Below are 18254 nucleotides of genomic sequence, written 5' to 3'. Positions count from 1 at the left end.
GGAGGCGGAAGCCGCTGCGGGCCAGGCGTCCGCCCCGGCGGGCAGGGCTACCGGCGGCGGCAGCGACAGGGCGCGCGGGCGGTCCTCGGCCCCCACGCCGGTCCAGAGGTCGAGCAGCACGAAGTCCCCCGGCTCCTCCGGGAACGGGGATCCCGGGCACCAGGACCGTGCGGGCGGTGCCATCGCGGGGAGGACTGCGGGAGCAGCGGCCCCGGCGGGCAGCGCGGCTCCGGGAGCGGGAGCGGCTACGGCTCGGGAACCGGCCACCGCGTCGGCGTCACAGCAGGCCACGGACACCGCACCGGCACCGGTTTCGCCCGGGCGGGCCGGGCACGCCGCCGTACGTCCTCGGCGGACCGCCCCGCCGCTGATCATCGCCCGGCGTCCGGCGATGGCGTTGCGTCGGATGGCCGGGGTACTGCCGCCGACGGCCTCCGCTGCGGCCGCCGCACCCGCCTCCGACAACGCTGAGCAGCAGGGCGGATCCGGTGATGCGGCTCCCGCTGCCCCGCCGGGCGCCGTCCTGCCGACGGACCGGACTGCCGGCGGTCCCACCGCCGCACCGGTGCGTCCCGCTCTGGGCAAGCCGCTACGGGAGCTGCCCACCGGGGCCGTGACCCCCGGCCCGGCGGCGTCGGGCGGAGTCGTGCCGTCCGCCCCGGAAGGGCAGGGAGCGGCGGCCATGCCCGTACTGCAACGCCTGGCATCCGACACGGCGGCCACTGCGGCGGACACGTCGTCGCCGGGGGCGGCCGGGCCGTCGGTACGTCAGCCTCCCCCTGCCGGCGGCAGGGTGCCGGAGTCCCCTGCTCCGCGGCCGTCGCCGCGCGACGTGTCCGGCTCACCGGCCCGCGCCCGTGGCGGGATCGGTGCCCCGCTCACCTCGCTTCCGTCGACCGCCAGGCTCCAGAACGACGCACCGCTGCTCGGCGACCGGCGTCGGGCGCGGCCGGGAAGCGCGCCCCCGCCGTCGACTGCGTCCCCGGCCTCGTCCCCGGCCTCGGCAGCCGTCGAGCCGGTACCGAAGGCCCCGGACGCGCCTGCCGGGATGCCGGTTCGCTCGTCCACCACGCCCGCTCGGCCCGGTGGGTCCGGTGGGTCCGGCGGGTCCGCACCGGGACCTGCGGCCGTCCAGCGCGTCGTGGACCCGGCGCGTCCGAACACGCCCCCCGCCGGCCCGGCGCCGTCCTCCTCGGCGTCTCCGTCCGGTCCCGTCGCGCCGGTACGTGTCCGCAGGATCACCCGGGAGCGGGAGGAGGGGCGGGCGGCCGGGCCCACCGCCGGTGCCGGGGGACCGGCGGTCGTCGTTCAGCGGTCGCGGGGTCTCCTGGCGGGCAGGGCCCTGGACGTGAGCACCGGCTCCGCCGAGGGGTTTTCGGCACAGAGGGCGGCGGGCAGCACGGCCAGGCCCGTAGTGGCAGCCACCTGGCGCCGTGACGTAAGGCAGCCAGGGTCCGAAGCGCCGTCGCAGTCCTCGTCGTCCTCGCCGTCCTCGCGGGGGCCTGGGAACCCGCGTGGTGGAGAAGACCGGGCGCAGCCGGGCGCCGCACCCCGGCAGCCCGTTCCTCACGCGCCCACCCGCCCCACCCCCACCGAGACCCGCCCCACCGAGCCCACTCCGACCCGCCGCCCCCGTGCCGCCGGCCCGGGGGCGGCGACCGGTGGGCCGGCCCCCGGCGGCACTGCCCAGCGCCTCGTGTCCGGGAACCCGGCGCCCGGCACCGTTGGGACCAGCGGTGCGCCCGCGGGCCGAACGGCCCCCAGTGTCCCCGGCCGCATGCCCGGCAGCGACGCCGGAACCGGGGCCGGATCCGGCACCAAGCCCGGCCCGCGACCGGGGCGCGGCCCGGGGCCGGCCCGTTCCCTCCTGCGGCTCGTACAGCGTTCGCCACGCGAGGGCGCGGCAGGAGCACCCGCGACAGCGCCGTCCCGTACCGACGCGCACCCGCCGGAGCAGGGCCCCGCAGGAGCACATGCCGCCCGCCGCCCCGGTACACCGCCCCCGGCGCGCCCCGCGCCTGCCGCTCCGGGCACCCCGCCCGTGGGGTCGGCCGCGCGGCCCGTCCCGGTGGTTCGTCCGCACCCGCCCGGGACGGACCGGCAGGGCGCGGCCGTCGCGCCCGTGCAGCGGGTGGCGTTCCCGGTGGTGCCCGAATCAGCCACTCCCGGCACCGTCGCACCGATGCCCGAGTCCGCCGGGTCCGCGCCCTCCGGGCCACCGACCCTCGCGGTACGGGTTCCGCAACGCGCACCGGACCCCACCCGGACCACGGCACAGGGCCCCGTCCGGGCCGTGGCACCGGCTGCCGCGCCGGCCGCCGCCACCCCAGCCTCCCGGGCCACGGCCGAAGTGCTCCAGAGAGTGGCGGCCGACGCCGGGATCACCGGAGTCCCGGTGCGGGCGGTTCCGGTGCGACGCTCCGGTCCGCCGGCCCGGACCACTCCGGCCGGCCAGGACACGCCGGCCACCGGTGACCCGGCGACCGCGAACCGGGTCACCGCGACGGACATCGAGGAACTGGCCCGTCGGCTGATCGATCCGGTGAGCCGGCTGATCCGCGCGGACCTGCGCAGAGGGCGGGAACGTACCGGACGGCTGTACGACGGCCGCCGCTGACAAGGCCCGCTCCCTTCCGCAACGTACGTGGCGACAGCAGAGAAGAAGAGAAGCACATGACGGACAACATCTTCGCGACGAGTGTGTTCTTCAAGCTCGTCATCGGAGGCAGCGACCTGGGGGCCTTCCACACCTGCTCGGGTCTGGGTGCCGAGGTGGAGATGGAGCAGTACGCCGAGGGCGGCAACAACGGCTTCACCTGGCAGCTGCCGGGACGGATCACCTGGACCAACATCACACTGACCCGCCCCGTCACCGCCGACACGCTCAAGATCGCGCGCTGGCTGAACGAGACCATCCAACGGGTCGAGCCCAAGGACGGCGAGATCGTCGCGCTCCGCCCCGACCTCAGCCGCATCATCAGCTGGCAGGTGCAGGGGATCGTGCCGGTCCGCTGGCAGGGACCGTCCTTCGACCCCGCCAACTCGCAGGCGGCGATCGAGACGCTGGAGATCGCACACGAGGGGCTGGAACCTTCCTGACGCTCCGCCACATGCCTTAGCAGGAACCGACACCGACACCGAAACCGGTACTGACACCGACACCGACTCCGAAACCAGTACCGACATCGGTACCGACACCGACACCGACACCGACACCGACACCGACACCGGAGAAGACCGGGAAGGAGGAACGCAATGTCACCCGCTGTCCGTACGAGCCGTGCTCGCGCCCAGCTGACCATCATGGAACCGCCGGCGACCGTCGGCGCCAAGCCCGGCGGGAGCCTCGCCCGGATCACGTTGCAGTTCAACCCCGCGAAGCTGTCGCTGAGCAAGAGCACCGAGTGGCGGCGTACACCGTCCCGGATGGCGGGCCAGTCCGCACTGCCCGAATTCGTGGGCAGCGGGCCCCGGTCGTTGTCCCTGGAGGTGTTCCTGGACGCCACCGCCACCCATGACAACTCGGTGGAGAAGGCGGTGGAACAACTCATGACGGCCTGTGTACCCACCCCGAGCAGCCTGGCCCGCAAGACGCCCGCCAGCCCCTGGGTCCGGTTCGACTGGGGCACGTCGAAGACGACCTCGTTCGACGGCGTGATGTCCAACCTCTCCGTCTCGTACACCCTGTTCGACGTCGACGGGAAGCCGCTGCGCGCCACCTGCTCGCTCTCGATCGAGGAGGCGAGCGTCGATCCGGCCGGCCAGAACCCCACCTCGGGCTCGCGGGAGGCGCGCCGTACCCATCGGGTGGTGGCCGGGGACAGTCTGCCGCTGCTCGCCTGGCGGGAGTACGGCGATGCCACCGCCTGGCGCACCATCGCGGAGGCCAACGACGTGGACGACCCGATGCAGTTGACACCCGGCAGGGAGCTGGTCGTGCCCGGACTGGAAGACCGTGCTTCGGAGGCCGGCCGGTGACCGCCGCAGGGCGTTCCTTCGCCGCGGATCCGATCGTCGAGGCCCCCGGCGAGCTGCCGGCGGCCTGGGTGGCCCAGCTGGTGAGCTGTGTGGTGGACGAGAACGTGGGCCTGCCGGACGCCGCCGTGCTGACCTACCGCGACCCCGATCACAAACTGCTCACCGCCACCGGAATCACCATCGGCACGCCGCTGAAGATCTCCGTGGTCACCGTGCAGGAGCGGGTGCGCGAGCGGCTGTTCACCGGCGAGGTCACGGCGGTCGAGCTGGACAGCGACACCACCGGCTCGTTCACCGTGGTGCGCGCCTTCTCCAAGGCACACCGGCTCCAGCGCGGCCGGAAGGTGGTGGCCTTCCGCAACATGAAGACCGCGGACATCGTCCGCAAGGTCGCCGCCGGTGCCGGGCTGAGCTGCGGGAAGATCGAGGCCGCGCCCATCATGTACAAGCAGCTGACCCAGCCCAACGTCTCGGACTGGGAGTTCCTCCACTACCTCGCGGGTGAGAGCGGCGCACACGTACGGGTGGACGACAAGGGCCTGTTGCAGTTCGTGAAGCCCGAGCCCGCCTCGTCGGCGCCCTCGCCCGCCACCTCCGCGACCCGCCACCCGATGGTTCTGGAGTACGGGCGCAACCTGCTGGCCCTGCGGGCCGTGCTGACCGGGGCGGACGGGGCGGACAGTGTGGAGGTGCGCGGTTGGAACGTCGACACCAAGACCCGGCTGGTGGCACGCGAGCAGTCCGTCCGCAGCGACACCGTGGTCCCGGGGATGAGCCCGTCGCTGGCCGCCGGGGCGTTCGGTTCGGGCGCCCGGATGACGGTCACCGACACCCCGTACCGGACCCAGGCCGAGGCCAGGGCCGTGGCCGGGTCGGTGGCCGCGTCGGTGAGCTCGGGATTCGGTGAGATCGAGGCGGTCGCCGAGGGCAACCCCCGGCTGAAGGCGGGCCTGCCGGTGGCCCTCGGCAACGTCGGGCCCGCGTTCGCCGGACGCTACACGGCGACCGCCGCCCACCACGTGCTCGAACCGAACGGCGGCTACCGCACCACCGTGCAGGTGAGCGCGGCGCCCGACCGCTCGCTGGCGGGGCTGACCAGTGGCTCCAACGCACCCTCGCGCGGCCCGCGGATGCCCGGCCTCGCGATCGGTGTGGTCACCGACATCCGCGAGGGCAAGACCGAACGGGGCTGGGTCAAGCTGAAGTTCCCCTGGCTCGACGACACCTACGTGACCGACTGGGTCCGTACGGTGCAGTGGGGCGGGCAGGGCGGCGGCGGGGTGTTCAGCCCCGAGGTCAACGACGAGGTGCTGGTCGGGTTCGAGCAGGGGATGCTGGACAGCCCCTATGTGCTGGGTGGCCTCTACAACGGGGTGGACAAGCCCTCGCCGCACGACGTGCCGCTGGTCGACCCGACCAGTGGAAAGGTCAACCGCCGTTCGCTGGTGTCCCGTTCGGGTAACCGGCTGGAACTGCTGGACGCCCCGCGCGGACCGTCCGGCGTCCGGCTGGCCACCGGTGACAAGCGACTCGATATCACCCTGGACGAGCGGCGGGGCGAGATCGCCCTGACCGTGTTCGCCCGCGGCGGCACCCGTGCGCTGAGCTCCGTGACCCTCTCCTCGTCCGGGATCACCCTCGACGCCGGAACGGGGGACGTCAACGTGAAGGGACGTTCGGTGACCATCAACGGCAAGACGGGGGTCACGGTGGACGGCGGTCTGCTCGCGGTGCTCAAGGCCAAGCTCATCCGGATCAACTGAGGCCTGCACCCGGGCCCGTGCCGCTCGACGGCCGCGGAAGCCCCTTCCGCGACGAACCCCGTTCCACAACGAACCCCATCACGACCGAGCCCCTCGCACAGCGAAGTCCCATCACAGCAAGGAGAAGAGATCATGCCCCCCGCAGCTCGCACGGGCGACAGCACCGCACACGGCGGCGTCATCGGCACCCCGCCCCCGGGTGCGGTGGCTGTCGCCACCGTGCTGATCGGCGGTCGGCCCGCGGCCGTCACCGGGAGCCTGCACGTGTGCGTCATCCCCCATCACGCCGCGCTCGGGCCGGGCAATGTGATCATGCCCAATCCGGCTGCCGCGGTCACCGGTCAGGTCCTGATCGGCGGACTGCCCGCCGCCCGGATGCGGGACAACACCAGCTGCGGCGGGTCCGTCGTCAGCGGCGCGCTGAACGTCCTGATCGGGGGCCCGATGTGAGCGGCAGCGGGTTCATCGGACGCGGCTGGGGCTTCCCGCTGCGGGTCGGCGCCACCGGGGGCATCGGCATGGTCGAGCGGGACCGGGAGATCGAGGAGGCCATCGGGCTGGTGCTCGGCACGGCGCCGGGCGAGCGGCCGATGCGCCCGGAGTTCGGCTGCGGCATCCACGACTACGTCTTCGCACCCGGGGACGGCGCCACCGCCGGGCGCATCGCGCACGAGGTCCGCACCTCGCTGGAGCGGTGGGAGCCGCGCATCGAGGTGACCGACGTGGTGATCGCCTTCGACGCCATCGAGGAGGGCACCTTGTACATCGACGTGCACTACACCGTGCGGGCCACCAACGACCTGCGCAACCTGGTCTTCCCCTTCTACACCATTCCGTCCTCCGAGGGCTCCGAAGAAACGGGAGTGCGCTGATGGCCCTGCCCTCACCCAATCTGGACGACCGCCGGTTCCAGCAACTCGTCGACGAGGCCAAGCGGTACGTCCAGCAGCGCTCTCCCGAGTGGACCGACCACAACGTGTCGGACCCGGGGGTCACGCTCATCGAGACGTTCGCGTACATGGTCGACCAGCTGCTGTACCGGCTGAACCGGGTACCGGACAAGAACTACTCGGCCTTCCTGGACCTGTTGGGCGTCACCCTGTTCCCGCCGACGGTGGCCCGTGCCGAGGTCGACTTCTGGCTCTCCGCGCCGCAGCCGGAGACCGTGCGGCTCCCGGCGGGCACCGAGGTCGCCACCTCACGCGGCGAGACCGAGGAGGCGGTGGTGTTCTCCACCTCCGAGGAACTGCCGATCGTGCCGAGTTCGCTGATCCGGCTGGTCACCGCGCCGGTGTCGGGCGACCAGACCGACCGCACCGCACCGCTCGGCGCGGGCAAGGACATCCCGTGCTTCCAGCCCCGGCCGGAACCCGGCGACGCCCTGCTGTTCGGGCTGCCCACCGCCGTACCCCGGTGTATCGTCGCGGTCCGTCTGGACAGCCGGGTGGAGGGCGTCGGCGTCGACCCGCGGCAGCCGCCGCTGGTCTGGGAGGCGTGGGACGGTGCCCGCTGGATCACCTGCCGGACCGGTACCGACAGTACCGGCGGGCTGAACAGGCCCGGTGAGATCATCGTGTTCGTCCCCGCCGGACACACCGCCTCGGTGACCGCGGGGACCCGGGCGGGCTGGCTGCGCTGCCGGGTCACCGCTCCGGAGCCGGGCCAGCCGTTCTACTCCGAGTCGCCGACGATCCGGGAGGCCGAGGTCTTCACCGTCGGCGGCACGGCGGACGTCGAACACGCGGAGACCGTCCTCGACGTGCCGCTCGGCGTCTCCGAGGGCGTCGCCGGGCAGCGGTTCTCCGTGAGCCGGGCGCCGCTGCTGCTGGACGGGGAGCCGCCGGTCGTCCAGGTCTCCTCCGCGGAGGGCTGGCAGGTCTGGACGGCCGTGGAGCATTTCGGGGCCTCCGCCCCGCACGACCGGCACGTGCGGATCGACGCGGTGTCGGGGGAGTTCGCCTTCCCGCCCGAGGTACGCGAACCGGACGGCACGATGCGCTCCTACGGTGCGGTGCCCGAGAAGGGCGCCCAACTGCGCGTCCCCCGCTACCGCACGGGCGGCGGGGCGGCCGGCAACGTCGCCCGCGGCGCCATCAACGTACTGCGCAGCTCGGTGCCGTACGTGGCGGGCGTGGACAACCGAGAGGCGGCCGGCGGCGGGGTCGACGGCGAGACCGTGGAGAACGCCAAGATCCGGGCGCCCAACATCCTCCGGGTACAGGAACGCGCGGTCACGGCCGGGGACTACGAGGCCATCGCCCGCGAGGCCGCGCCCTCCCTGCGCAGGGTCCGCTGCGTTCCCGCCGTCGCGGGGGAGGCCGGTGCGGTACGGGTACTGGTGGTTCCCGACGCGGTCATCGACCAGGGCGGCCAACTCCGGTTCGAGCAGCTGATCCCGTCGGACCCGGTGCTCTCCACGGTCACGGCGCGGCTCGACGAACGACGCCTGCTCGGCACCCGGCTGCTGGTGGAACCGCCCGCGTACCAGGGCGTCACCGTGGTCGCCAGGCTGGTGACGAGCGGTGGTGACGTCGACCGGGTCCGCGCGGACGCGATCGCGGCGCTGTTCCGCCACATCGACCCGCTGCGCGGCGGGGCGGACGGGACGGGATGGCCGTTCGGCAGGCCGGTGCAGTACGGCGAGATCTTCGCCGTGCTCCAGGGCGTGCGGGGGGTGGGCCTGGTGGACGAGGTGCGGCTGTTCCCCGCGGACCCGATCACCGGGCGGCGCGGGGCGGCGGTCGACCGGATCGAGGTCGCCCCCGGCGCACTGGTCTTCTCGCACCAGCACCAGGTCGAGGTCACCGCGAGCACGGCCGGTGACGGCTCATGACCAGAGCTGCCGTACCCGGGCTGGCCAGCCGCTATCCGATCGGCGGGCTGCTGCCGGCGCTGTACGCGGACGACGACCTGGCCCAGCGGTTCACGGCGGGCCTGGACACCGTCCTGGCGCCGGTCCTGTCCACGCTGGACAACCTTCCCGCCTACTTCGACCCGTCGCTGACCCCTGCCGACTTCCTGCCCTGGCTCTCGTCGTGGGTGGCCGCCGAGGTCGATCCGGAGTGGCCCGAGGAGCTGCGAAGGGCCGTCATCGCCCGCGCCGTCGAGCTGCACCGGTGGCGAGGCACCCGCCGCGGACTGGTCGAGCAACTGCGGCTCTGCTTCGGTGTGCACGCCGACATCCAGGACGGCGGCGGCGCCGCGTGGTCGTCCCGTCCCGGCGCCGGACTGCCCCCGGCACCGACCGGGGAACTGCTGGTACGGGTCTGGGCGCCGCACGGCGGACCGGTGGACGCCGACCGCGTCCGGGACGTCGTCGCCGCCTCGTGCCCCGTACACCTCACATGCCGGGTGGAGATCCTGCCGGGCCCACCGGACGAGACAGGAGACTGACGCGATGCGCTCGTGTCCGGCGTGCGGTTCCGCCAACCGCGAGGACGACGAATTCTGCGGGAACTGCGGCTCCTACCTGGGCTGGTCCTCCCGGACGCCGCGAACCCCTCCCGCCACGGCTGAGCCCGCCCCTCCAGCTACGGCGGAGCCCGCCGTTCCGGAGCCGGCCCCGGCCGTTCCGACGACGGCGCCCGCCGTTCCGGCGACGGAGCCTTCCGGCACCACGACCGAACCGGCCCGTCCCACGACCGACCCGGCCCGTCCCATGGCGGAACCGGCCGGTTCCGCAACAGAACCCGCCGGTCCCGGGGCCGAGCCCTCCAGCCCCACGACCGAACCGGCCGCCCCGACGGAACCGGCCGCCCCGGCGGCGGGTCCTGCCGGGCCGTCAGCCCCGGCGCACCCGGCAGCCGGCCCCGCGGCAGGTACTCCGCCCGTGCCCGAGGCCCTGCCCGACCCGGAGCCCGCACCACCCTCGGCCGGAGCCCTGCCCGACGCACGGCCCGAGTCACCGGCCCCGGCCCCCGCCGAGCCACCGTCCGTCCCGCCCGCAACGGCACCGCCGCCGCCCACGCGACCGCCCGCAACGGCGCCGCCGCCTGCGCGACCGCCCGCAACGGCGCCGCCCCCTGCGCGACCGCCCGCAACGGCCCCGGCGCCGCCCGCGCGACCGCCCCAGCCCGCCCCCGTACGACCGGCGCAACCGGCCCCCGTACGGCCGGACTCACCGGCTGCGGACGAGCAGGTGGGCGCGGTGCAGCCGGCGCAGCCGATCGTCCGGCGGCCCGTCGTGCGGCCCGTGGCGGCGGACGAGGAGCCGGAGGGGCCACCCTGCCCGGCATGCGGCACCCCGAACCTGCCGGAACGCAAGTTCTGCCGCCGCTGTGCCGCACCGCTGCGGACCCGGGAGCAGCCCGCACCGCTGCCCTGGTGGCGCACGGTGTGGCCGTTCCGCCGCCGGGTCAGGAACGGATCGGGCCGGGCGCTGCGGCGGACCGTGCTGGCGCTGGTGATCGTCGGGCTGCTGATCGCGGGCTTCCTGCTCGTACCCGCCGGGCGCTACGTCTTCGAGGACGTACGGGACAAACTCGGCGGCACGGCGGAGATCAGCCCGGCCGATGCCACCGCGAGCGCCCACACCCCCGGCCACCCGGCATCCGCCGCCATCGACGGGCTCACCAACAGGTACTGGGGCGCGCCCGCCCTCGGCTCGTCGCTGACGTGCGTCTTCGAGAAGCCGTTCCGGCTGGTCGGCGTCGTGGTGTACACGGGCGTGTCGACGAAGCCCGAGGAATTCCGGCAGGGGGCCAGGCCCACCAAGGCCGAACTGGTCATCACCACGAAGGACGGCGAGCTCCGGAAGAAGGCGGTCACGCTCACCGACAAGCCGGGCCGGCAGACGGTACGGACCGGGATCAGCGACGTCGTGTCCGTCCAGCTGGTACTGAAGGCCGCGGCCGGCCAGGGCGAGGGGCGGCCGATCGCGGTCGGGGAGGTCGAGTTCTTCAAACGCACCTGAGACCCGCAGGGTCGCAGTCGAGAGGGGGCGGGGCGGGATCACTGTGACTCTGTCACGTTCCGTGCTCCGCCTCCCTCTTGGTCACGATTCCGACTCGGAATCCTTATCTGAGCCATATGGCCCGGAAGCAGCGGGATTTCCGTCTCTAGGATTTCGCGTACTCGGGGCGTGCATATGCCCTTTGAGTCTTCCGCAGGCACCTCCGCATGCAATGACCACGCGGAGTGGCCTGCCCTAGAGGGGAATTCCATGATCTCTATCTTCCGGCGGCGCGTTGCCCGCCTGGCCGCCACGACCCTGGCGTCGGGTCTGGTCGTGACAGGTGCGATAGCCACGGCCGGTTCCGCGGCAGCGGACGAGAACACCCGGGGTACGGGCGGAGCCACGGCGAAGCTCGGCGGCATGACCGACTACGGCCAGGTCGAAATCAAGGAGACGGACGGCAGCCGCTGGTCCGTCGGCCGCGCCGGGCTCTTCGAGATGCGAGTCCAGCAGGGCGGCACGCTCTCGACGTACTGCATCGACCTGCGGACCGGGGCGAAGCAGGGCTACAACTACAAGGAAGTCGGCTGGGGCGAGTCGTCGCTGCACAACAACGCCGACGCGGGCAAGATCCTCTGGATCCTGGAGAACTCCTACCCGAAGGTCGGCGTGAACGACCTGGCCGGCAAGGTGGGCGCCAAGGGTCTCGACAAGGGCGACGCCGCCGCGGCGACGCAGGCAGCGATCTGGCACTTCTCGGACAAGGTCACCGCCACCCCGGCCGATGCCGACGCCAAGCTGCTCACCGAGTACCTCCTCGACAAGGCGGAAGCCCTGAAGGAGCCCGAGGCGTCGCTCAGCCTCTCCCCGTCGTCCGTCGCGGGCAAGTCCGGTGACAAGCTCGGACCGATCACCGTCGGCACGAACTCGTCGGCGGCCACGCTCTCCCTGGCCCCCGGCGCCCCGGCCGGTTCCCGGATCGTCGACAAGGACGGCAAGCCGGTCGAGTCCGCGGGCGACGGCTCCCAGGTGTTCCTGGACGTGCCCGCCGGCTCCGCCGACGGCTCCACCGACCTGATCGCCCAGGCCGGCACCGAGGTGCCGCTCGGGCGGGCCTTCGTCAGCACCGACGGCCCCAGCCAGACGCTGATCCTGGCGGGCTCCAGCCGTTCGTCGGTCACCGCCAAGGCCACCGCCGCATGGGCCAAGAAGGGTGCCGTCCCGGCCGTCTCGGTCGCCAACGACTGCGTGAAGGGCGGCGTGAGCGTCCTCGCCACCAACGAGGGCGACGAGGACTGGACCTTCGACCTCAAGGGCGCGAAGTACACCGTTCCCGCCGGTGGGACCAAGACGGTGACGGTCCCCGTCGCCGAGGACGCGGCCTACGACTTCACCATCACCGGCCCGAACGGCTTCGAGAAGAGCTTCAAGGGCGTCCTCGACTGCAAGACGGCGACCCCGGGCACCAAGCCCACCGTGGCCCCGTCCGAGTCGCCCACCCCGGTCACGTCCGAGAGCCCGGCCACCGGTGGTTCGACCGGTTCGGCCACCGGCTCCGCCACCGGCGACGGTGACCTCGCCGAGACCGGCAGCTCCTCCGCCACGCCGGTGATCGCCGGTGTCGCGGCGGCCCTCGTCGTGCTCGGCGGCGGCGCCGTGTTCTTCCTCCGCCGGAAGAAGGCCGCGGGCCAGTAGCCCACGAACTCCGGGGCCCGGCCCCAGCACTTCGCCCCGCCGGTCGTCCGGCGGGGCGAAGTGCTGCCGGGCGACCGGCTGCGGGTCGTACGCCGCGTCCGCGCCACGGGAGTCCACCTCGGCCACGGGCCCGCCGACGGTGCCCCGGCCGGATCAAGGAGGCGTTGGGTGATTCGTGTTGGTTGCGCATGGTTCCGCGGTGACGCCCTCACATATCTGAACGCTCCTCGTCGTGGGGGTTGTTCCCGATTCCCGTGTGACTCTTCCCCCGGGCGCGACGCCTTTCCACGGGTGTCCTCGCCTCTTCATACTCCCTCGTCGGTGGGGGTGCCGGCTCGCTGAAGGTCCCGGCGATGTGCCGGTCAAGGCTTCGAGCGCACACCCCACTTGTTGTGAGAGACAGCGATCGGACACTTGGGGGAATGTTGACGGCGGATGCCGCGGATCGTGTGCCCGAAGAACCGTCCACCGGAGGACCAGGAGGACCAGGAGGCCCAGGAAGCTCAGGGAACAGGGGGAGTGGGGAGAGCCGGCTTGTCGCGCGCGGCATCCTGCTTGAGCGCGGCCCGAGGCGCACGCTGGCGACCGCCAGCTTCATCAACATGCTCGGCAGCGGTGTGTTCATGCTCAGTGCCGCAGTGTTCTTCACCCGGTCGGTCGGGCTGCCGGTGTCTCAAGTCGGCCTCGGCATGGGCCTGGGCGGCCTGGTGGGACTGCTGTCCGGGATTCCGGTCGGCCGGATCGCCGACAGGCGCGGACCGCGCGGGATCTACATGGTGACCCTGACCGTGCAGGCCATCGCCATGGCGATGCTGGTCCTCGTCCACACCTTCTGGCTGTTCGTGGTGGTGGTGTGCCTGACGGAACTCGCCGGTTCGGCCAGCCAGGCGGCCCGCGGCCCCATCGTGCGGGGTTTCGCCGGCGAGCGACCCGCCAGGTTCCGGGCCTATCTGCGTTCCGTCGTGAACCTGGCCTCCAGCGTCGGCGCCCTCCTGGCGGCACTGGTCGTGCAGCTGGATACGCATGCCGCGTATCTGTGCCTGGTCCTGGGCAACTCCCTGAGCTTCGTGGCAACGGCTGTCGTCGTGGGCCGCCTTCCTGCCCTGCCTCCTGTTCCGGTCCCTCCCGGAACCGGACGCTGGACGGCCTTGAAGGACCACCGCTACATGGTGATCACCGCACTGGACGGCATCATGTCGATGCACGGCTCCGTCCTGGTCTTCGCCCTGCCCCTGTGGATCGTCGGACACACCGACGCACCCCGCTGGTTCGTCGGAACCAGCGTTCTGATCAACACCGTCATGGTGATCTTCCTTCAGGTCAGGGCGAGCCGGGGCATCGAGAGCAACGCCTCCGCGGCACGCGCCTGGCGCCGCTCGGGCTGGGCCTTCCTGGCCGGGCTGTCCCTGATCGGCCTCGCCTCCGGCCTGCCCGCGTGGAGCTCGGTCCTGCTGATCCTCCTCGGCGTGGGCGCCCACACCCTCGGCGAACTCCTGCACGCGGCAGGCTCGTTCGAGCTGCGCTACAACCTGGCCCCCGCCCACGCCCAGGGCCAGTACTCGGGTGTCTTCCGCATCGGCAGCGGACTGACGAGTGTCGCCGCACCCGCCCTTCTGGCCTGGGCGTGCCTCGACGGGGGCACCCCCGGCTGGCTGCTGATGGGCGGACTCTTCCTCGCCGTCGGGCTCGTGGTACCCCACGTGGTCCGATGGGTGGAGCGACCCGCCCCGGCCGAACCGGCCCGTGACGCCCCTGCCTGACGCGCTGCCGACCGGCCCTTGACGCCACTGCCCGCGACATTCGTGCCCGCGACGGCGACGGCGGCGGCGACAGTGACAGCGATCGCGATCCGCGGTGAGGCGCGGCCGCCACCGAGTGAACCCCGGTACGCCCTCGTCAAGATGAACCCGCGCACGACCTCGCCCGCTTTCCCCGGGACGCTGATCGCTTGGCGGGGCGCGGACGTAACGTTTCGGCACGATGTTCGTTGCATCATTCGTGATCTTCATGGCGGGAGATGTCGCCGTGAGCCCGGGCCGATGGCCGGACCGGCTCGGACGGGCACGGGGCGTGCGGCCGGGCGCGCGTACCCCACACGACACGATCCCAGCCGCTGCGTCCCGCCCGCCGGGCTCACGGCAAGCACAGTCGCAAGGAGCGCTGACATGTTCACCTGCCACGACCTCTCCCCGGCCCTGGCCGCATCCGGCATCTGGCAGCAGATGCTCGACGCGTTGCGTATGGACCGGCCCGGCGTGCAGTGCGGTGCCACCCTCGACCTGTGCGGCCCCTCGACCACGATCGGTCTGCGCTTCGACGCTCCCCGGTCGGCCGCGCATCCCGGATACCGGGGGAGCGTCACCATCACGTCCGACACCGGAGTGCTGCGGATCGCCGCACAGCGATGCTCTCCCGACCGATGGCTCGCCGCTCTCCACTCCCTGACCACCACGAGCGCGACCGGAAGCATCGCACCGCGCGCGTTTCCCCACGCACCCGACTGGTCCTGGCATCCCGGGGGAGAGAACCCGGCGGGGACGCTCGACGGCGTCCTCACCCTGGACCGGGGGATCACCGCCACCACCCGCGTCGAGCGGGGCGGCGCACGCCCCGGCCGGCCGGTGGCCGTGCTCGCCATCACTCCGGCCGCCCTGTCCCGGTGCGAGGACGCCTGGGCCCACGGGGTCGGATTCCTCAGGGCCTGGATCCAGGACCACCGTTCCCCACGCCGTACCGCCGAGGGCGCACTCGCGTCACCACCACCCGCGACGCCCGTGTCACCGCGATCAGGAGGACGGTTCCGGACACCGAGGCCGGCCTACCGTTCCGGCGGCAGCCGCACCGCGACAGGCCGCGCCGCCTCCGGCGCCGCCCGGTAGCCCGTACACGTGCCGTCCTGCGGGCGGCGACGGCAGTTCGGCAGAAGACCCCGGCCGTCGGTTCGGCGGAAGGCCCTACCCGCGCCGCCCCTTGTAGTTGATCTTCATGGTGTCCATGTCCGTCACCGTGGACCGCAGTGCGCCATGCCCGTACCCGCGCCCGTCGAGGCAGGTCTCGGCGCGGTCCTCGGCGATCGCGGCCGCCATCTCCTCGCCGTCCTCGGCGTCGCAGACGACGACGTACCGGAAGCTGAAGTGCTTGAGCACGCGGTCGTACGTGAGCGAACCCTCCTCGGTGAACTGCATCGCACTCAGGCCGTGATCGTCGACCTCGGACAGCAGCCGGGCACCGGCCTCGTCCGTCAGACCGTCCCAGGTGCCGCGCACGATCACTCGGTAGGTGTGCTGCGTGCTCATCGTGTTCCGCTCCGCGTTCCGTTCGGGCAGGCCACACCGGCCACTGCCACCGATCCCCGTCGAGGGCCAAGGCTACGGCGGTGTGAGCGATGCGCACCCGAATTTTCCGCAGGCGGACCCCGGGGACCGCCTCCACCGGGTATTTGCCGAAGTCTGACGGCGAAGCCCCTGGCCAGGGTGTTGTCGAGCGTGTTCCATGGTCATCGGGGGGGCGCCCGGACCTGTGGCGGCCCGCGCGAGGGAGCGAGGTTGCCTTGGCCACGACCGTGCGACGTACCGTACTGACTCTGCCCGCCGGGCCGCTGGGCCCGGAGAATCCGCTGCCCGCGCTGCGGCCGCTCGACGAGACCCATGTGGTCGACGAACGCGACCGGGCCGCGCTGCCACGCGACATGGCACGTCAGATCGGCTTTCAACCACTGTCCACCGTGCTGCCCACGCGCATCCTCGACGGCTACGGGCGCGAGCGCACCCCCACCGCACTCGACGCGATCGTCATCGAGAACGACCGGCTGCGGGCCACCGTGCTGCCCGGTCTCGGCGGCCGCGTCCACTCCCTCCACCACAAGCCGACCGGCCGGGAACTCCTCTACCGCAACCCCGTGCTGCAGCCCGCCGACTTCGCGCTCAACGGCGCCTGGTTCTCCGGCGGCATCGAATGGAACATCGGCGCCACGGGCCACACCGCGCTGTCCTGCGCCCCGCTCCACGCGGCCCGGGTCCCCGCGCCCGACGGAGGCGAGATGGTCCGCCTCTGGGAGTGGGAACGGCTGCGCGACCTGCCGTTCCAGGTGGACCTGTGGCTGCCGGAGGACTCCGACTTCCTGCACGTGGGCGTACGGATCCGCAATCCGCACGAACACACCGCGCCGGTGTACTGGTGGTCCAACATCGCCGTCCCCGAAGGGGAACGCACCCGCGTCCTCGCCCCCGCGGACGAGGCCTGGCACTTCGGGTACGAACGGACCCTGACCCGGGTTCCGGTCCCGGTGTCCGGTTCCGTCGACCGGACGTACCCGCTGCGCGGCGAGTTCCCCGCCGACTACTTCTACGAGGTGCCCGACGGCGCCCGGCGCTGGATAGCCTCGCTCGACGAGAACGGCCACGGGCTCGTCCAGACGTCGACCGATCTGCTGCGCGGCCGCAAGCTGTTCCTCTGGGGCGCCGGCGCGGGCGGGCGGCGCTGGCAGGAGTGGCTGACCGAGCCCGGCACCGTCGGATACGCCGAGATCCAGGCCGGACTCGCCCGCACCCAGCTGGAGCACGTCCCCCTCGAACCGGGCGCCGAGTTCAGCTGGCTGGAGTCGTACGGGCCGCTGTCCGCGGACCCGCTCGCCGTGCACGGCGAGGACTGGGCGGCGGCCCGCGCCGAGACCGAGCGTCGGCTTGCCGAGGCGCTGCCGCGGGCCGATGTCGAGGCCGCCCACGCCGCCTGGCGCCCCTTCGCCGACACCGAACCCGGTGAGTCGCTCGCCACCGGATCGGGCTGGGGCGCGCTGGAGGTCAGGCGGGGCAAGTACGAACTCCCCGGCACCCCGTTCGCCGAATCCACCCTCGGTGAACAGCAGCGGCCCTGGCTGGAGTTGCTGGACCAGGGCACCTTCCCCGAGCCGCGCCGGGCGGCCCCGCCCGGCCCTTCCATGGTCTCCCCGCACTGGCGCGACATGCTGGAGACGGCCCCCGCCGAACCCCTCACCGAATACCACCTGGGCATCGCCCAGTGGCATGCCGGCGACCGGGCCCAGGCGGTCCGCAGCTGGGAACGCGGACTGGCGCTCGCCCCGTCCCGCTGGCCGTTGCTGCGGTGCCTCGCGGTCGCCGCCGAGGAGGGCCGGCAGCGGGACCGGGCCGCGGATCTCTACGGCGAGGCGTTCGACGACCTGTGCGCGGAGCCCCGCGACGAGGACGAGGGCTGGACGGCGGCCGCGGCGGCGCTGGGCCGGGAGGCGCTGGAGGCGCTGCTGACGGCCGGGCGCCCCGCGGCGGCCCGGTCCGTCTGGGCCGCCCTGCCTCCGGCGATCCGGCAGCGCGGCCGGTTCCGCCTGCTGGAGGCCCAGCTGCTGACCGCCGAGGACGACCCGGCCGCCGCCCGCGCCGTCTTCGACGAGGGCTTCGAGGTCGAGGACCTGCGTGAGGGCGCGCAGATCCTGGACGAGGTGTGGGCCGGGATCACGGACGAGCCGCTGCCCGACCGGTACAACTTCCGGATGCGCCCCGAGCGCTGACGGGGCCGCACCGGAGCCGTCCGGCCCTCACCCGCCGGACGGCACCCGGTCCACGTACTCGAAGACCGAGCCGTCCGGGTGCACCGCGATCAGATTGCGGCCGACCGGCGTCGGCACCGGACCCGCGATGATCCGGGCGCCGACCCGGCTGAGGGAGGCGTGCGCGTCGTCGACGTCCTTGACCGCGATCGTCGCCGTCACCTTGCGCAGAATCTCCAGCTCCGACTCCGGGCCGCTCATCAGGAGAAAGCAGCTGATCGCGGCGACCGAGACCCCACCGCGCTCGAAACGGAGCGCCGAACTGCCCGTGAGGTCCTCGTAGAAGGCCACCGCGGCCTCCAGGTCGTCGACGCAGATACGCAGCGTGGTTCCCAGAATGTCCATGCGTGCAAGGGTAGTTGGC

The 18254-nt window shown here is 72.9% G+C and carries 15 protein-coding genes and 1 pseudogene; 14 read left to right on the top strand and 2 right to left on the bottom strand.

Annotation, left to right across the window (positions count from 1 at the left end):
- Window positions 1-2182: 2182 nt before the first annotated feature.
- The 13 genes and pseudogenes from ACGF8B_RS27325 to ACGF8B_RS27265 all read left to right on the top strand — a co-directional run bounded on the left by ACGF8B_RS27325 (window position 2183) and on the right by ACGF8B_RS27265 (window position 15209).
- Window positions 2183-2617, top strand: a complete 435-nt coding sequence (locus tag ACGF8B_RS27325; RefSeq protein WP_392743589.1) for a hypothetical protein — start codon at window positions 2183-2185, stop codon at window positions 2615-2617.
- A gap of 56 nt (window positions 2618-2673) precedes the next feature.
- Window positions 2674-3099 (top strand): phage tail protein, encoded by a 426-nt coding sequence (locus ACGF8B_RS27320; RefSeq protein ID WP_093544217.1) that lies wholly within the window; start codon window positions 2674-2676, stop codon window positions 3097-3099.
- A 156-nt stretch (window positions 3100-3255) separates the two neighbouring features.
- On the top strand, window positions 3256-3978 hold the full coding sequence (locus ACGF8B_RS27315) for a LysM peptidoglycan-binding domain-containing protein (protein ID WP_259929447.1): 723 nt from the start codon (window positions 3256-3258) through the stop codon (window positions 3976-3978).
- A complete protein-coding gene (locus tag ACGF8B_RS27310) occupies window positions 3975-5741 on the top strand; it encodes a VgrG-related protein (protein ID WP_392743584.1) in 1767 nt (588 codons plus the stop codon). The genes ACGF8B_RS27315 and ACGF8B_RS27310 overlap by 4 nt, the downstream gene beginning before the upstream one ends.
- Before the next feature lie 132 nt (window positions 5742-5873).
- Window positions 5874-6191 (top strand): PAAR domain-containing protein, encoded by a 318-nt coding sequence (locus ACGF8B_RS27305; RefSeq protein ID WP_342286006.1) that lies wholly within the window; start codon window positions 5874-5876, stop codon window positions 6189-6191.
- Window positions 6188-6613, top strand: a complete 426-nt coding sequence (locus ACGF8B_RS27300; protein WP_124720822.1) for a GPW/gp25 family protein — start codon at window positions 6188-6190, stop codon at window positions 6611-6613. The genes ACGF8B_RS27305 and ACGF8B_RS27300 overlap by 4 nt, the downstream gene beginning before the upstream one ends.
- Window positions 6613-8574, top strand: a complete 1962-nt coding sequence (locus ACGF8B_RS27295; RefSeq protein ID WP_392743579.1) for a putative baseplate assembly protein — start codon at window positions 6613-6615, stop codon at window positions 8572-8574. The genes ACGF8B_RS27300 and ACGF8B_RS27295 overlap by 1 nt, the downstream gene beginning before the upstream one ends.
- Window positions 8571-9134 carry a phage tail protein I gene (locus ACGF8B_RS27290; protein WP_392743577.1) on the top strand — a complete coding sequence of 188 codons (564 nt, stop codon included), beginning with the start codon at window positions 8571-8573 and terminating at the stop codon, window positions 9132-9134. The genes ACGF8B_RS27295 and ACGF8B_RS27290 overlap by 4 nt, the downstream gene beginning before the upstream one ends.
- Window positions 9135-9138: 4 nt before the next feature.
- A pseudogene (locus ACGF8B_RS27285) lies at window positions 9139-9201 on the top strand (zinc ribbon domain-containing protein); the annotation flags it as partial.
- A 687-nt stretch (window positions 9202-9888) separates the two neighbouring features.
- Window positions 9889-10653 carry an NADase-type glycan-binding domain-containing protein gene (locus ACGF8B_RS27280; protein WP_392743848.1) on the top strand — a complete coding sequence of 255 codons (765 nt, stop codon included), beginning with the start codon at window positions 9889-9891 and terminating at the stop codon, window positions 10651-10653.
- Window positions 10654-10902: 249 nt separating this feature from the next.
- Window positions 10903-12330, top strand: a complete 1428-nt coding sequence (locus ACGF8B_RS27275) for a Cys-Gln thioester bond-forming surface protein (protein WP_392743575.1) — start codon at window positions 10903-10905, stop codon at window positions 12328-12330.
- 422 nt (window positions 12331-12752) lie between these two features.
- Window positions 12753-14090: an MFS transporter gene (locus tag ACGF8B_RS27270; RefSeq protein ID WP_392743572.1), complete on the top strand. Its 1338-nt coding sequence runs from the start codon at window positions 12753-12755 to the stop codon at window positions 14088-14090.
- Between the two features lie 405 nt (window positions 14091-14495).
- Window positions 14496-15209 carry a hypothetical protein gene (locus ACGF8B_RS27265; protein WP_392743569.1) on the top strand — a complete coding sequence of 238 codons (714 nt, stop codon included), beginning with the start codon at window positions 14496-14498 and terminating at the stop codon, window positions 15207-15209.
- A gap of 75 nt (window positions 15210-15284) precedes the next feature.
- On the opposite strand, the gene ACGF8B_RS27260 is transcribed toward ACGF8B_RS27265, so the two are convergent.
- Entirely contained in the window at window positions 15285-15626 is a 342-nt protein-coding gene (locus tag ACGF8B_RS27260; protein ID WP_392743567.1) for a DUF6204 family protein, read from the bottom strand.
- 254 nt (window positions 15627-15880) lie between these two features.
- On the opposite strand from ACGF8B_RS27260, the gene ACGF8B_RS27255 reads away from it, so the two are divergent.
- Complete coding sequence (locus tag ACGF8B_RS27255; RefSeq protein ID WP_392743564.1) at window positions 15881-17851, top strand: DUF5107 domain-containing protein; 1971 nt, start codon at window positions 15881-15883, stop codon at window positions 17849-17851.
- A gap of 27 nt (window positions 17852-17878) precedes the next feature.
- Here ACGF8B_RS27255 and ACGF8B_RS27250 read toward each other — a convergent pair whose 3' ends face one another.
- Entirely contained in the window at window positions 17879-18235 is a 357-nt protein-coding gene (locus ACGF8B_RS27250) for a VOC family protein (protein ID WP_342285977.1), read from the bottom strand.
- Between the last annotated feature and the right edge of the window lie 19 nt (window positions 18236-18254).

This window comes from Streptomyces sp. NPDC047917 (genome assembly GCF_043204345.1).
GTDB classification, from domain to species: domain Bacteria; phylum Actinomycetota; class Actinomycetes; order Streptomycetales; family Streptomycetaceae; genus Streptomyces; species Streptomyces sanglieri.
Note: the sequence above shows the minus strand (reverse complement) of the source record. Positions and strands in the feature narration are given on the sequence as shown.

Bases quoted from the DNA above. Each gene is read 5' to 3' on its own strand.
- ACGF8B_RS27325 (WP_392743589.1), top strand. From the start codon at position 2,183: ATGCCCGAGTCCGCCGGGTCCGCGCCCTCCGGGCCACCGACCCTCGCG.
- ACGF8B_RS27320 (WP_093544217.1), top strand. From the start codon at position 2,674: ATGACGGACAACATCTTCGCGACGAGTGTGTTCTTCAAGCTCGTCATC.
- ACGF8B_RS27315 (WP_259929447.1), top strand. From the start codon at position 3,256: ATGTCACCCGCTGTCCGTACGAGCCGTGCTCGCGCCCAGCTGACCATC.
- ACGF8B_RS27305 (WP_342286006.1), top strand. From the start codon at position 5,874: ATGCCCCCCGCAGCTCGCACGGGCGACAGCACCGCACACGGCGGCGTC.
- ACGF8B_RS27295 (WP_392743579.1), top strand. From the start codon at position 6,613: ATGGCCCTGCCCTCACCCAATCTGGACGACCGCCGGTTCCAGCAACTC.
- ACGF8B_RS27290 (WP_392743577.1), top strand. From the start codon at position 8,571: ATGACCAGAGCTGCCGTACCCGGGCTGGCCAGCCGCTATCCGATCGGC.
- ACGF8B_RS27275 (WP_392743575.1), top strand. From the start codon at position 10,903: ATGATCTCTATCTTCCGGCGGCGCGTTGCCCGCCTGGCCGCCACGACC.
- ACGF8B_RS27270 (WP_392743572.1), top strand. From the start codon at position 12,753: ATGTTGACGGCGGATGCCGCGGATCGTGTGCCCGAAGAACCGTCCACC.
- ACGF8B_RS27265 (WP_392743569.1), top strand. From the start codon at position 14,496: ATGTTCACCTGCCACGACCTCTCCCCGGCCCTGGCCGCATCCGGCATC.
- ACGF8B_RS27260 (WP_392743567.1), bottom strand. From the start codon at position 15,626: ATGAGCACGCAGCACACCTACCGAGTGATCGTGCGCGGCACCTGGGAC.
- ACGF8B_RS27250 (WP_342285977.1), bottom strand. From the start codon at position 18,235: ATGGACATTCTGGGAACCACGCTGCGTATCTGCGTCGACGACCTGGAG.